The sequence below is a fragment of the Klebsiella sp. MISC125 genome (genome assembly GCF_051131775.1).
Taxonomy (GTDB): domain Bacteria; phylum Pseudomonadota; class Gammaproteobacteria; order Enterobacterales; family Enterobacteriaceae; genus Klebsiella.
In genome coordinates, this window is sequence record NZ_CP180448.1 from 2,696,912 (window position 1) to 2,711,317 (window position 14,406).

The 14,406-nt window shown below is 53.2% G+C and carries 10 protein-coding genes; 4 read left to right on the forward strand and 6 right to left on the reverse strand.

Annotated elements, in window-relative coordinates; all coding sequences use genetic code 11:
• Positions 1 to 46: 46 nt before the first annotated feature.
• A complete protein-coding gene (gene ptsP / locus ACMYSL_RS12795; RefSeq protein ID WP_434663278.1) occupies positions 47 to 2,557 on the reverse strand; it encodes a phosphoenolpyruvate--protein phosphotransferase in 2,511 nt (836 codons plus the stop codon).
• Between the two features lie 331 nt (positions 2,558 to 2,888).
• On the opposite strand from ptsP (ACMYSL_RS12795), the gene ACMYSL_RS12800 reads away from it, so the two are divergent.
• The 3 genes from ACMYSL_RS12800 (at position 2,889) to ACMYSL_RS12810 (ending at position 6,470) form a co-directional block, all read left to right on the forward strand.
• Positions 2,889 to 3,554: an HAD-IA family hydrolase gene (locus ACMYSL_RS12800; RefSeq protein ID WP_434663280.1), complete on the forward strand. Its 666-nt coding sequence runs from the start codon at positions 2,889 to 2,891 to the stop codon at positions 3,552 to 3,554.
• Positions 3,555 to 5,549 (forward strand): transketolase, encoded by a 1,995-nt coding sequence (gene tkt / locus ACMYSL_RS12805; RefSeq protein ID WP_434663283.1) that lies wholly within the window; start codon positions 3,555 to 3,557, stop codon positions 5,547 to 5,549.
• A 180-nt stretch (positions 5,550 to 5,729) separates the two neighbouring features.
• Positions 5,730 to 6,470 carry a phosphatase gene (locus ACMYSL_RS12810; protein ID WP_434663285.1) on the forward strand — a complete coding sequence of 247 codons (741 nt, stop codon included), beginning with the start codon at positions 5,730 to 5,732 and terminating at the stop codon, positions 6,468 to 6,470.
• A gap of 123 nt (positions 6,471 to 6,593) precedes the next feature.
• Here the strand turns inward: ACMYSL_RS12810 and ACMYSL_RS12815 are convergent, their stop codons facing one another.
• The 4 genes from ACMYSL_RS12815 to ptsP (ACMYSL_RS12830) are packed head-to-tail and all read right to left on the reverse strand — an operon-like array spanning position 6,594 to position 11,380.
• A complete protein-coding gene (locus ACMYSL_RS12815) occupies positions 6,594 to 6,983 on the reverse strand; it encodes a PTS fructose transporter subunit IIB (RefSeq protein ID WP_110273933.1) in 390 nt (129 codons plus the stop codon).
• Positions 6,980 to 7,834, reverse strand: a complete 855-nt coding sequence (locus tag ACMYSL_RS12820) for a helix-turn-helix transcriptional regulator (protein WP_434663287.1) — start codon at positions 7,832 to 7,834, stop codon at positions 6,980 to 6,982. Before ACMYSL_RS12820 ends, ACMYSL_RS12815 begins: the two co-directional genes overlap by 4 nt.
• Position 7,835: 1 nt before the next feature.
• The gene (locus tag ACMYSL_RS12825; protein ID WP_304259639.1) at positions 7,836 to 8,855 is read right to left on the reverse strand and encodes a PTS fructose transporter subunit IIC; all 1,020 of its coding nucleotides are present in this window, start codon (positions 8,853 to 8,855) and stop codon (positions 7,836 to 7,838) included.
• A gap of 23 nt (positions 8,856 to 8,878) precedes the next feature.
• Complete coding sequence (gene ptsP / locus ACMYSL_RS12830) at positions 8,879 to 11,380, reverse strand: phosphoenolpyruvate--protein phosphotransferase (RefSeq protein WP_434663290.1); 2,502 nt, start codon at positions 11,378 to 11,380, stop codon at positions 8,879 to 8,881.
• A gap of 573 nt (positions 11,381 to 11,953) precedes the next feature.
• Here ptsP (ACMYSL_RS12830) and ACMYSL_RS12835 point away from each other — a divergent pair.
• Positions 11,954 to 13,042: an ABC transporter substrate-binding protein gene (locus ACMYSL_RS12835; RefSeq protein WP_434663291.1), complete on the forward strand. Its 1,089-nt coding sequence runs from the start codon at positions 11,954 to 11,956 to the stop codon at positions 13,040 to 13,042.
• A 118-nt stretch (positions 13,043 to 13,160) separates the two neighbouring features.
• Here ACMYSL_RS12835 and ACMYSL_RS12840 read toward each other — a convergent pair whose 3' ends face one another.
• A complete protein-coding gene (locus tag ACMYSL_RS12840; RefSeq protein ID WP_434663294.1) occupies positions 13,161 to 14,291 on the reverse strand; it encodes an RNA-guided endonuclease InsQ/TnpB family protein in 1,131 nt (376 codons plus the stop codon).
• Between the last annotated feature and the right edge of the window lie 115 nt (positions 14,292 to 14,406).

The following is a 14,406-nucleotide window of genomic DNA, read 5'->3' on the forward strand; positions in this document are numbered from 1 at the left end:
TTTTATTTGGCTGTAATTTTAAATATGGCTTAATAATTTCCTGATTTCATACGGCCAGAGTATTGGCCATCAGGTTGTAGAGTACGGTGACGTTTTCGGCCTGTTTTATTTCATTGCGGAAATCCTCTTTCATTAGCTTTCTGGCAAGCGTAGAGAAATATTTCATATGCTCATTAGGGTCGGCGGATTTACTCACCGTCAGCATAAACACGGTTTCGACCTCCTGATCGCCCCACATAATGGGCGTCGCCAGGGTCGCCATACTGATAGTGGAGTAGTGAATATGGTCCGACTTGGTGTGCGGAATGGCGAAGCCATAGCCCACGGCGGTGGAGAATGAGTCCTCGCGCGCCCAGATGTCGTCGCTGAGTTGATCCCGATTATCGGTGCGATGGTGCAGCCACAGATTGTCGGTCATCTTTTTGATAACCTCGTTTTTATCACTGGCTTCCAGATCACAGAGAATGAACTCCGGGGCGAGGATCGGCATTTTGCTGACCGTTTTTACGTCTGGTGAACGCAGCGCGGATTTGACCTCAGCAGAGCGTTTTAACGCCACGATATCCTGCGCTAGCCGCTGGCATTTAGCGAAACTCAGCTCCCGCAGCGCATGTTTGACGCCCGGAATCGAGGTGCCGCTCATGCTAAGTTCGTCAAAGCCCATGCCGACGAACAGCGGCAGAAAATCTTTGCTGGCGCCCAGCTCCCCGCAGATGCCAATCCATTTGCCAGCACGATGGACTTCATCGGCGGCATACTGCATGGCGCGCAGGAATGCCGAGGCATAGTTGTCGTACACCGCCTCAACCTGGGTGTTTCCCCGGTCGGCGGCAAAAAAGTACTGCGTCAGGTCGTTACTGCCGACGCTGAAGAAGTCCGCGTATTCGGCTATCTCACGAATTGCGAAGATGACGGAGGGCACTTCCAGCATCACGCCGAGCGAAATCTCATCGTTGAACGCCAATCCCTCGCTGCGCATCGCGCTTTTCACCTCCTCCAGCACTTCACGGCACCAGATAACTTCATCAACGTTAGCGATCATTGGGATCATGATTTTGGCATTGCCAAATGCCGAGGCGCTGAGGATGGCCTTGAGCTGCATGGCAAAAAGGTCGCGATAGTGCGGATAGGTGCGTACCGCCCGGAAGCCGAGAAACGGATTTTCCTCTTCACCGAGGTTCATATAGTCGACGGGTTTGTCGCCGCCGATATCGAAGGTGCGAAATATCACCGGCTTCCCTTCGGCGAGCTGCATCACCTGGCCGTAGAGCTCAGCCAGCTCGCAGTAGTCCGGTGCGGTTTCACGATCCATAAAGGACATTTCGGTACGGAACAGCCCAATACCTTCAGCACCGTTGTTGAACGCGGCTTCGGCTTCCGCCAGGCTGGCAATGTTGGCGGCGATTTCGATGCTATGGTTATCGCGGGTCATCGCTGATTGGCGGACGTTAGCCAGCATCTGCTGTTGCATGGTCTGCTGCACGGTGATTTCGTTGCGGTAATAGCGCAGGACTTTTTCATCCGGTGCGGTAATCAAAATAGCCGGGTTACCATCGATGATGATGTCATTCTCTGCATTCAACGCCAGAGCTGCAAAATCGATATCCGTCAGGGTTGGGATACCAAGCGAACGGGCCAGAATAGCGGTGTGAGATGTTTTACCGGTGGCGGATAAGACCATTCCGGCAAGATACTCTTTATTGATGCCGAGGAACTGACTCGGCGTCAGGCTATTGGCCAGAATAATCGATGGCTGTGTTAATTCAAGGCTGTTTTGTGGTAATACGCCAGCGCCATAAATCGACGTGAGTAATTGACCTGTAATATCAAGAACGTCAAGGGTCCGCTCTTTAATATATTTGCTTGATGAGCGATTAAGAATTTCACAGAACGCTATGGCAGCCTTAATGACCGCATCCCAGGTATTTTCTCCGCCCGCAATCGCGGTGGAGATATGGCTCTGGAAAGTTGCGTCGGTAATTATTGATAAATGCGCTTGCAGGATATCATGCTCAACGCCTTTTTGGGTTTCCAGCGCGGTCTGCTTATCATGTTTGAGCGTTTCTAAACCTGCCATAAAAATACGCTGCTGGTGCTCAGCGGAATATTCACCGCCGGGGTTACGCGCCAGCATTTCATCCAGTGACAGGCTCTGAATACGGATGGGTCTGGCAATGGCCACACCGCCGCTGATGCGTGAACCCTGAATAAAACTGAGCTGGGTTTCCCGTAGAGAGCGTGGGAGATAGCCTGCTGGCGCTGTTGTTTCTTCCACCTGGCTGACTTCGAAAGAGGGGAGTTTTTTGAGCAGCGCACTCAGCTGTTGAGCCGCGTTTGCCGCATCTTTTCCGCTGATTGTAATTTCACAGGCGTCGCTGAGTAAGGTATCGGTGGCGACAATAGAAAGCGCGCTTTTGCCATTGCCTGACATTCCGCTGCGAATATTATTCCAGCACACCGCAGATTGAAAAGTATTACACAGTCGTTCGATATGCCCCGCCGGTCGGGCGTGAATACCATCCTTCAGATTACATTGATACGTTATTATCTCTGACATTGTCACTCCCGAGAATCTTTAAGCGAAAGCTAATTAATTTTTTGAGCAGGTATTAATGCCTGCGTTTCATGTTTTATATCCTTCATCGTTCTCGCTCTGCTTTGAATAGAAAAAAAGTGACCTTTGCTCGAATAAAAAAGCTCGGTTGTTATTTTGTGATCGCAGTCATAAATTTAGCGTGTAAAATCTCTTGTGATAGTTATCACACTCTTATTAACGATCGAAGGTCGGTAACGTATTTGCTATTAAAGTGCTTTTCTTTCTATTTAATGGTTGTGGGGTAATGGAGTAAAAATAAAACACACTCATTTATTTTGCCGTGGTAGATACGATGCATTTTCGTGGAGTATTACTGGATTTAGACGGAACGCTGGTGAACTCGCTGGATTTCGTTGAGGCTTCCTGGAGTTTATGGGCGACTAAAAAAGGCCTGGAGCCGAGGGCGGTATGCCATTATCTCCACGGTAAACCCGCCCTGAGCACGCTGCGCCACTTTATGCCCGATGCCAGCGAACAAACCATCATTGATGAATTTCTCGCGTTGGAAGAGTTTGAAGCGCGCAATACTGACGGCATTACCGCAGTGAACGGTGCGATTGATTTTCTCCGCCAGCTGGAGCAGTTGCAGGCTCCCTGGGCCATTGTGACTTCCGGGTCGATGAAGGTGGCCTCGGCACGGATCCGCCAGGCCGGTTTTCCGTTTCCGCCGGTACTGGTGACCAGCGAAGATATTCACCACGGCAAGCCGCATCCCGAGCCATTCCTGACGGGTGCAGCCCGACTCGGTCTTTCTCCCGCTAACTGCCTCGCTTTTGAAGATTCCACTGCCGGTCTGCTTTCCGCCACCCATGCGGGATGCGTAGTGGTTGAAGTGTTGACCCGTCAGTCGGTGGTTCACGATATCGATACCTGGCAAACCATTGATAACTACCTTGACCTGAGCGCAACGCGAAAGGGTGAGGCGGATTTTTTCCTTAAGATTCAGAGGGAGTTTTAAATGTCATCACGAAAAACCCTGGCCAATGCCATCCGTATGCTGAGCGTTGATGCCGTGCAGCGGGCGAACTCAGGCCATCCGGGTGCCCCTATGGGAATGGCGGATATTGCCGAGGTGCTGTGGCGAGATTTTCTCAACCACAACCCGACTAACCCCGCATGGGCCAACCGCGACCGTTTTGTGCTCTCCAACGGTCACGGCTCGATGCTGATCTACAGCCTGCTGCACCTTACCGGCTACGATCTGCCAATCGATGAGCTGAAAAACTTCCGTCAGCTGCATTCGAAAACGCCGGGCCACCCGGAAGTCGGCTACACCCCTGGCGTGGAAACCACCACCGGGCCATTGGGCCAGGGGATCGCCAACGCGGTCGGCATGGCGATTGCCGAGAAAACCCTCGCGGCGCAATTTAACCGTCCGGGCCATGAAATCGTCGATCACTTCACATATGCCTTTATGGGCGACGGCTGCATGATGGAGGGCATTTCACATGAAGTGTGCTCTCTGGCGGGGACGTTGAAGCTCGGCAAGCTGGTGGCGTTCTACGACGATAACGGCATCTCTATCGATGGCCACGTTGAGGGATGGTTCACCGATGATACCGCTAAACGCTTCGAGGCCTACGGCTGGCACGTTGTGCGCGGAGTCGATGGGCACGACCCTGAATCCATCCGCGCCGCGATTGATGTCGCAAAGTCGATTACCTCCATGCCAACGTTAATTATCTGCAAGACGGTGATTGGTTTTGGCTCGCCGCAGAAAGCGGGTACCCATGAGGTTCACGGCGCGCCGCTGGGCGAGGCCGAGGTGGCGGCGACGCGTGAGGCGCTGGGCTGGCCGCATCCGCCGTTTGTTATTCCTTCTGAGATAGCCGCGCAGTGGGATGCTCGCCAATCAGGGCAGGCGAAGGAGGATGCATGGAACGAGAAGTTTGCCGCCTACGCTCAAGCCTTCCCCGAGCTGGCTGGCGAATATACCCGCAGAATGAAGGGGCAACTGCCAGCAGAATTTGCCAGCAAGGCGCAGGCGTTTATTGAAAAATTACAGGCCAAACCGGCGAAAATCGCCAGCCGCAAAGCCTCGCAGAATGCGATTGAAGCCTTTGGTCCGCTGTTGCCGGAATTCCTCGGCGGCTCCGCGGATTTGGCTCCATCAAACCTGACCTTGTGGTCCGGGTCTAAAGCGATTAACGAAGAGCCCGCCGGGAACTACATCCACTATGGCGTGCGCGAGTTCGGTATGACCGCCATCGCCAACGGTATTGCGCTGCATGGCGGCTTCCTGCCGTATACCTCGACGTTCCTGATGTTTGTCGAATACGCGCGCAACGCGGTGCGCATGGCGGCGCTGATGAAGCAGCGCCAGGTGATGGTTTATACCCATGACTCCATTGGCCTGGGCGAAGATGGCCCGACCCATCAGCCGGTCGAACAGATTGCTTCATTGCGCCTGACGCCGAACCTCAGCACCTGGCGACCCTGCGATCAGGTGGAATCGGCGGTAGCGTGGAAGTATGGCGTTGAGCGGCAGGATGGCCCGACGGCGCTGATTTTCTCCCGGCAAAACCTGACCCAGCAGGAACGGACCTGGCAGCAGGTGCAGGATATCGCGCGCGGCGGCTATATACTGAAGGATTGTGACGGGCAACCACAGCTGATTCTTATCGCGACCGGTTCCGAAGTTGAGCTGGCAATGGCTGCATATCAACAACTGACGGCTGAAGGCGTGAAGGCTCGGGTGGTCTCGATGCCGTCCACCGATGTCTTCGATACACAGGATGCGGCGTATCGTGAAGCGGTGTTGCCGAAAGCGGTTACCGCTCGCGTGGCAGTGGAAGCCGGTATCGCGGATTACTGGTTTAAATATGTCGGGCTGAACGGCGCGATTATCGGTATGCAGAGCTACGGTGAGTCCGCTCCGGCGGAACAGCTTTATCAGGCGTTCGGTATTACCGTTGAGGCGGTGTTGCAGCAGGCAAAAGCGCTGCTGGCTTAATCTTTGACGGCCCCTTATACCCTAAATAATTCGAGTTGCAGGAAGGCGGCGACGCAGTGAATCCCCAGGAGCTTACTCTAGTAAGTGACTGGGGTGAGCGAGGAAAGCCAACGCACAAGCAACTTGAAGTATGACGGGGATATACGCTAAGGGGCCGCTTTTCATTAAGGGAGAGATAACATGTATCCCGTCGATCTTCATATGCATACCCTGGCCAGCACCCACGCCTACAGCACGGTGCATGATTATATTGCCGCAGCGGTGCGTAACCATATTCGCCTGATCGCCATCACCGACCATGGCCCGGAGATGGTTGATGCGCCGCATCCGTTCCACTTCAATAATTTGCGCGTACTGCCGCGGGTGGTTGATGGGGTCGGGATCCTGCGCGGTATCGAGGCCAATATTAAATCCGGCGGCGAGACCGATTGCAGCGACAAAATGCGCGCGTCGCTGGATTTAGTGATTGCCGGATTCCACAAGCAGGTGTTTGCGCCTGCGGATATCAGCACCAATACCGATGCGCTGATTGCCGTGATAGCGAGTGGGAAGGTACACATTATTAGCCACCCTGGTAACCCGGAGTATCCGATTGATATCCCGGCGGTGGTGGCCGCCGCCAAAGCCTGCGACGTGGCTCTGGAGGTGAATAACGCCTCTTTTGTCCTGTCGCGTCAGGGCAGTGAGGGGAACTGTCGCAAAATTGTCGCCGCCGTGCGCGACAGCGGCGGACTTCTCTCGTTGGGTAGCGATTCACACAGCGCATTTTCGCTGGGGGATTTCAGCGCCTGTCAGCATCTGCTGGCGGAGGTGGATTTTCCGCCATCAAGAGTGCTGAACACCTCCGTGCGTCAGGTGCTGGCGTTTCTTGAGCAGCGCGGTGGGGAGCGGATTGATGCGCTTTATGCGCTGCCGGGATGAAAAGCCTTGTGGGTTAAACCCTCACCCTTAAAAAGGGAGAGGGAGTACGGCGTGCTGTGCGGTTTTGAAGTTGGGGCGGTTGTAGCCTGAACAGGTGCACGGCACCGCCTCCGGGAACACCTTCTACAGGTCAATAACGTTGCCTCGCGGCAGATTTAAAGACTTGCGAATGGCGGCGATAACCTCCGCCGGTTTGAGCAGCAATGAGTTAATGCAGACGTTCAGAATACGACAGCCGTCAAAACGTGAGGGGTTATCGATCGTAATGTCGGAGGCAATAATTGCGAGCTCTGATTCGAAAATATCTTTATCGGTAATGGGGTTCTTGAGCCCCAGCACGCCCTGAGTCTCTATTTTGATCGCAAAGCGATACTGCTTCGCGAGTTTCTCCAGTTGCTCCGCGGCCATATAGGTGTGCGCCACGCCGGTCGCGCATGCGGTCACCGCCACAATATGCAGATTCCGTTCGCTGGAGAAGGGCTGAATCTCATCTCTTCCTGCACGAGTGGTCATATGCTTGCTCCCTTATTTTTGCGCCGGTACTCAAGCGGCGTACAGTCGTTAATATCGCGAAATACCTTGCAGAAATAGTTGGTATCAGTAAAACCGCACTTCTCTGAAACCTCGTTTATTTTCAGATTGGTATTGGTTAGCAGCGCTTTTGAACGCGAGATGCGGGCTAACTTGAGATATTCATTGAATTTCACGTCTGACTCCTTCGAAAACAGACGCGACAGATAGCCGGGGGAGATATTAAAGGTCTCGGCGACGCTCTCCCGACTAATGTCCGTATGGTAGTGGCTATCAATATGGCCTTTAATTTCATCCAGTAGCGAAAAGGGGCCTCGCGGATTATTCAGGCCATCGGTAATTTGGTATAGCAGGTCGTTAAGCAGTGCATAGACGATATGGGAAAAGGTCTCGCCGGTATTGTCCTGTGCCCACGCCAGGGATTCGGCCAGCTCAAGCAGGCGGTCGCGAACCGAACTGCTGGAGTTTTGCAGGTTATATTTCTCCACTTCTTTAAACTGCGAACCGTCCCAGTTGCTGATGCTAAAACCGACATCCTGCTTCCAGAAAACAATCGACATGCAAATAACCGGGCTTTCCCACTGCGGTGAGTTCCAGCTGTTGGCGGGAATATAGGTAATCGTACCAACCGGGCGTTCATATTTAACGATTCTGTCCGCCCCTTTCGGCAGCAGCATGCTGAGCGCCCCTTTTACCGTCAGCTCGATGCGCGGCACGTGCAGATGATAGGCCATCGCCGGGGCCTGCGCGTTGCCGTTGGCCACCAGCACGCTCTCGTTGGTGGCGCACTGGTTACTGAATTCACTGAGGATCGATTGAATAAACGTAGCCATATTATGCCCGTGGTTTAATAACGGTCTTTAAGACCTTGACCGCAACTGCGGTCGTGATGGTCCCGGCGATCACCGAAACGATATAGCCAAAATGGTTACTGACCACCGGTAATACAATCAGCCCGCCCCACGGGGCGGCGTTGGTTGCCCCAAACCATAAAGAAAGGACGGCGGCGACCGCGCTGCCGAGCATAATCGCCGGGATCACCCGTACCGGATCCGCTGCCGCAAACGGGATCGCACCTTCGGTGATGCCGACAAAACCCATAATCACCGCGGGCTTCCCGGCTTCCCGCTCTACATCATTAAAAATGTCTTTAAACAGAAAGGTCGCCAGCGCCAGCCCCAGCGGCGGCGTGCAGTCGGCGGCGGCCACCGCGGCCATCAGCTGCGGATTGGTCGAGATCAGGGCGACGGCAAAGAAAAAGGCGGTTTTGTTCATTGGCCCGCCCATATCGACGGCAATCATACAGCCCAGAATGGTACCGAGAATAATGAACGAGGCCCCCTGCATATTGCCAAGCCAGACGCTAAGCCACTTCATGACCCCAGCAATCGGGTCGCCGATAATGTAATAAACCGCCATTCCGGTCACGAACGTACCAATCAGTGGAATAATAAAAATCGGCAATATCATGCGCAGGAAATGGGGAATATTGAGCCGGGCAATCAGATTAAGCAGGAGGTAGACCACCAGTCCGGCAATAATCCCAGAAAGCATGCCGCCTAAAAATCCAGCGCCCATTTGATACGCCATTAACCCGCCGATAGCACCCGGCGCGATGCCCGGTTTATCGACCATTGAATAAGCGATAAAACCCGACAGAATGGGGATGAACAGGGTTAATCCCGCCATCCCAATTTGCGACATCGCTTTCAAAAATCCGCGATCCGGCACGGCGGCTTCACCGTTGAACATTACCGCCAGCGCCAGCAGCACGCCTCCGGCCACCACGAATGGGATCATGTACGACACGCCGGTCATGAAATGCCGCTTGGTATTTTTTAATAGTTTTAACATGTCAGCCTCATAACGTTTGGTGATCAGAAGGCCAGAGTTCTGGATATCAGGTTGTAGAGTGCTTTTGGGCTTTTCATTTCTTTGACCAGACTGACAAACTCATCATTCATCAGCATGCGCGCCAGGGTGGAGAAATATTTCATGTGCTCATTGTCCTGCGCGGAATTGCTGATCGTCAGCATAAACAGGGTATCTACCATCACGCCGCCCCAGGCTATCGGCTGCTTAAGCGTCGCGACGCTAATAGCAGAGTCGTGGATGTGATCCGTTTGGGCGTGGGGGATGGCAAACCCCGAGCCGACAACGGTGGGAAAAGGCACTTCCCGGGCCCAGATGTCGTCACATAGCCTGTCCCGCTCATCGGTACGCTCACGCAGCCACAGGTTATCGACCATCATTTTGATCGCTTCGTTTTTATCGGCGGCGTCAATATCCCACAGGATCATCTCCGGTGACAGAAGCGGTTTTTTCGCCGCTCCGCCGCCCGAGCTTTGCAGTATGGCTTTGACCTGGTCTGCGCGTTGGCTCGCGAGCAGGGTTTGCGTTAGCGTCTGGCAATCGGCAACATTAAGCTTTCTGAGAGCATTTTTAATCCTTGGGATTGCGGCACAGTTCATACTCAATTCATCAAAACCGATACCGATGAGCAGGGGGAGAATGGGGGCGTCGGCGGCCAGTTCGCCGCAAAGTCCGATCGGTTTACCGGCGCGATGGGCCTCGCTGACCGCAAACTGCAGGGCGCGTAAAAAAGGCGGCGCGTAGCTGTCGTAGAGGCTCTTCACATGAGCATTTCCCCGGTCGGCAGCGAAAAAGTACTGCGTCAGGTCGTTACTGCCAACGCTGAAAAAATCGGCGTGTTCGGCCATTTCCGCCATTGCGAACAGCACCGAGGGAACTTCCAGCATGATACCGAGCGCGATCGCTTCATCGAATGCCTGTCCTTCACCGCGCATCTCCTGCTTGACCGACTCCAGTACCTCCCGGCACCAGAGAAGTTCTTCAACTTGCGTAATCATCGGCAACATGATTTTGGCCTGACCTGCCGCCGATGCGATAAGAATCGCCTTCAACTGGGCGGCGAAAAGGTCGCGATAGTGCGGATAGGTACGCACTGCCCGGAAACCGAGAAACGGATTCTTTTCTTTGTCGCTGCTAAGGTAGTCGACGGGCTTATCACCGCCGATGTCAAAAGTGCGAAAGATAACCGTTTTACCCGCAGCCAGAATCACCACCTGTGTGTAAAGGTCGGCCAGCTCCTTGCAGGTGGGGGGCGTATCGCGGCCCATAAAGGTTATCTCAGTGCGAAACAGCCCGATGCTTTGTGCGCCATTATCAAAGGCGGCCTGCGCTTCGGCGAGGCTGGCAATGTTCGCCGCGATCTCAATGTGCTGCCCGTCGCCAGTCTGTGCCGGCGTTGAAGCGTTTGCCCGTAATAACTGCTGCATGGCCTGCTGCACGGCAATTTCCTGGCGGTAATAGCGCAGCGTCTTCTCATCCGGATGGGTAATCAGAATTCCGGGCTCGCCATCAATAATTATCTGCCGCTCAGGCTCAAGCTTGAGCGACGACATATCGATATCGGTCAGGGTTGGAATACTCAATGCACGGGCCAGGATCGCCGTGTGCGATGTTTTTCCCGTGGACGATAACACCAGACCGACGATCCGGTTTCTGTCGAGAGCCAGAAACTGGCTGGGAGTCAGGTGGTTGGCGAACACAATGGCTGGTTCGTTGAGCGTGAGCTGCGAGTGTGCCAGCGCCTGTTCGCCATACAACGTGCAAATAAGCTGCGTAGCGATGTCGAGGATATCCAGCGTTCGCTCCTGAATATAATGGCTGGATGAGCGCTCAAGCATGTGGCAAAAATCGAGAGCCGCCTGGGCGATGGCGGACCAGGCATTGATATTGTTATTAAGATAACCGATCGCCTTATCCCAAAAGGTCATGTCGGTAATTAGCGAGAGATGGGCTTCGATAAGCTCGCGTTCAACGCCGTGGGTTTGTCCAAGAGCCGTCTCTTTCTCTGCGCGCAAAGCGTCTAAACCAGCGATAAGTCGGGCCGTTTCATCTTCAAGGCGATCAACGTGGCCCGGATTTCGCGCGATGATGTCGGCGAACGTGAGGCTTTGTACTACCCTTGGTTTGGCGATCGCCGCGCCTTTATTTATGCGGGTTCCCTGAATAACCTGCGGGTTCAGCTCCCGCAGGCAGCGGGGCAGATAGCCCAGGCTGGTCACCGGTTCAGGTGCAAGGCTAAATGTCGGCAGGTCGCAAAGCAGAGCGTGAAGCTGTGCGGCGGCGTTCTGTTCATCATTGCCGCTCAGTGAGATACGGCATTCGTCATTTAACAGCGTGTCGGTAGCTATCAGCGAAAGGGCGCTTTTCGCGTTGGCCTGGAGGCCGGTGCGGGTGTTCTCCCAGTCGATAGTGGCCTGGAATAAATGACATAATCGCGCGATGTATCCAGCAGGCCTGGCGTGTATACCTTCACTTAGCTCGCATATATAAGTTAGGACCACCGCCATTTCGACTCCTGAGCGCTTTCGTGCACGACAATGAACTGCTGGATCCCGCTATCTTTCCCTGTTCGTACTGGTGATGACATAGTAAAAAAGTCACCTTTACTTAAAAATAGTGACCTGATTGTGATTTTGTGACTTTTGTCATATTTATGCTCGGCGATCGGTTCTTTTATTTCATTGATTTATGTTGTTTTTTTGTTTCTCTTTTTTACGATGAGTTTGCGAGATGAGTCACAAATTTGCAGTTCAGGGATGAGCTTGCGCACCCGGTAGTAAGAGGGGGCAGGGTTTTATTTGTCCTCGATGGTCGGCTATTTCATCACGGCAGAAAAATAAAATATTACGTATTCCCCCTTTGGCCAGCCTAAATATTGTGATTGAAACTCAACAAACTTAATCTTTTCTTAATATTCCCGCGCGGTAGCCTTTATCTAATCTGCGATATCTCACGAATCTTTATTTAAATTACGCCAGCGTCACAAAAGTCATAAAAAAACAGCCCCCGGCGTTGCAGGCTCCTGGTGTCCCGCTATATGTTAAATTTGTGTTTAATAATATTCGCTAAAGGTTAAATTTATGTATATGAAAATTGGTGGGTTAGTGATTTCACTGACGACAATATTGTCCTGCCCGGCGCTGGCGGAGCTCCCGCAGGGCTACCCGGCAGATTATCAAAAAGTGGTGGATGCAGGGATCAAAGAAGGCAAAGTTGTCATCTATTCAACGACGGATACTAAGGCTGCAGGCCCGCTAATTAAAGGATTTGAAGCGCAATATCCCGGTATTAAAGTTGAATATAACGATATGAACAGTACCGAACTATACAACCGTTATATCAGCGAACAGGCAGCGGGCGGCGGCAGCGGCGACGTGGTCTGGAGCTCTTCAATGGATACGGCGTTGAAACTCGCCACCGATTACGCCGAAGAGTACGCCTCGCCCGAGCAGGCTAAGCTGCCGAAATGGGCGGTGTGGCAGCAGAAAGCTTACGGGACTACTTACGAACCGGTGGTGTTCATCTATAACAAACGCCTGATCCCAGAAGCTGATGCGCCGGACTCGCATACCGCGCTGGCGAAGCTTATCGCCGGTCAGGCCGATAAATTCAAAGGCAAAGTCACCACTTACGATATCGAAAAATCGGGACTGGGTTTTATGTTGGCGGTCCAGGACAGCAAGGCTGACGCTAACTACTTTAACGACCTGGCCGGGATCGCTAAGGGTGGGCTGACCGTACAGTCGTCCACCGGCACGATGATGGAGCGCGTCTCCTCCGGTGAGAACCTGATTGGCTACAACATACTCGGCTCGTACGCAGAGGCGCGCGCGAAAACCGACCCTTCACTCGGTATCTCATACCCGAAAGATTATGTGCTGGTGCTCTCCCGGGTATCGTTTATTACCGCAGAAGCTGGCCATCCCAATGCGGCGAAATTGTGGTTCGATTATGTGCTGTCGGAAAAAGGACAAAGTATCCTGGCAAATCAGGCGGATATTCCGTCTCTGCGCAATGATATCGAAGGTAAAAATGATATTGATGGCATGACCAAAATGCTCGGCAGCGCGCTGAAGCCGATTCCGGTAGATGAAACGTTACTGGAATACCTTGAGCCGAAACAACGTCTGGAATTTATCAAACAATGGCGTAGCGCCGCGGCGAAATAACCCTCCAGGGCTGTATTTCTTTTTTGTGCAGCCCGTTTAATGCCCGGCAGGTCTAAGGGATCGCATTTGACTACTCCCCGCCGTAAACGGCGAGGATTCCCACTTCACAGAGCCGAACCTAAGCCGCTTTATGCGATTCAGGATTTACAGGCTCTCCGTGGGCTAACACTGCCAGCCCGGCAGCTTTGATATTACGCGCCGCATTAACGTCACGATTATGGTCTGCGCCACATTCTGGGCAGTGCCATTTACGAACATCAAGAGGCATTTTTTGCATGATATATCCGCAACAGCTACAGCGTTTTGAGGACGGGAAAAACGGGTCGATTGCGACCACCGAACGCCCGGCCCATTCGCCTTTGTACCGGAGCTGGCGCGTAAATTCACCCCAGCCTGCGTCTGCTATCGCTCTGGACAGCGACGGGTTGCGGAGCATGTTCTTCACTTTGAGGGATTCGACGCAAACAACCTGGTTCTCGTTTATCAGTTTGCGGGATGCTTTGTGCAGGGCATCCAGACGGCAATCGGTTATTTTCGCGTGGAGTCGGGCCACCTTTAAGCGGGCTTTGGCACGGTTCTTTGAATCTTTGGCTTTTTTGCTTAAACGACGCTGGAGCAGCGCCAGGCGGGCCGCGTATTTAGCAGTATGGCGGGGATTGCCGGATTTAAATCCGCTATCGGTGACGAACAAATCTTTTAAACCGACATCAATGCCGACCGTTTTAGCGGTGATCGGCAGTGATACGGGCTCAAACTCGCAGAGGCAGGCGACGAAGTACCGTCCGGCTGCATCTCTGGAAAGGGTGACGGTAGACGGAGCAGACGGCAATTCACGGCTCCAGCGCACGTCTAACGGCGCTTTACTCTTAGCTATATACAACCTGCCATCACGGTATTTGAATGCGCTGGCGGTTAATTCCGCGGCCTGCTTATGGCGCTTACTTTTGAATGTCGGGTATGCAGCACGCCCGGCGAAGAAGTTCACAAAGGCGGTCTGTTGGTGGCGTAAAGACTGCTGTAATGGCACGCAGGAAACATCATTGAGCCAGGTAAATTCCGGCTCTTTTTTCAGTGCCGTTAACCGGGCACTGGCCAGGGCATAACCTATTTTCTCCTGCCGCTCGTTGTACGCATCAGTGCGCCAGCGAAGGATTGAATTGTAGACAAAACGCACACAGCCGAACGTCCGGGCCAGAAGCTCAGCCGGTTCGGCGGTTGGATAGAATCGAAATTTATATGCGCGTTTCATACTTCACATCATATACACGAATCTGTGGGGCTGTAAATGTATACAGGTAAATCCAAAATAGGGTTAGCTTCCTCTTTCCTCCCCGCCCGCATTGGGCGAGGTCTCCAGAGGGCTA

Coding starts and splice junctions, on each gene's coding strand:
- ptsP (WP_434663278.1), bottom strand. CDS start 2,557: ATGTCAGAGATAATAACGTATCAATGTAATCTGAAGGATGGTATTCAC.
- ACMYSL_RS12800 (WP_434663280.1), top strand. CDS start 2,889: ATGCATTTTCGTGGAGTATTACTGGATTTAGACGGAACGCTGGTGAAC.
- tkt (WP_434663283.1), top strand. CDS start 3,555: ATGTCATCACGAAAAACCCTGGCCAATGCCATCCGTATGCTGAGCGTT.
- ACMYSL_RS12810 (WP_434663285.1), top strand. CDS start 5,730: ATGTATCCCGTCGATCTTCATATGCATACCCTGGCCAGCACCCACGCC.
- ACMYSL_RS12815 (WP_110273933.1), bottom strand. CDS start 6,983: ATGACCACTCGTGCAGGAAGAGATGAGATTCAGCCCTTCTCCAGCGAA.
- ACMYSL_RS12820 (WP_434663287.1), bottom strand. CDS start 7,834: ATGGCTACGTTTATTCAATCGATCCTCAGTGAATTCAGTAACCAGTGC.
- ACMYSL_RS12825 (WP_304259639.1), bottom strand. CDS start 8,855: ATGTTAAAACTATTAAAAAATACCAAGCGGCATTTCATGACCGGCGTG.
- ptsP (WP_434663290.1), bottom strand. CDS start 11,380: ATGGCGGTGGTCCTAACTTATATATGCGAGCTAAGTGAAGGTATACAC.
- ACMYSL_RS12835 (WP_434663291.1), top strand. CDS start 11,954: ATGTATATGAAAATTGGTGGGTTAGTGATTTCACTGACGACAATATTG.
- ACMYSL_RS12840 (WP_434663294.1), bottom strand. CDS start 14,291: ATGAAACGCGCATATAAATTTCGATTCTATCCAACCGCCGAACCGGCT.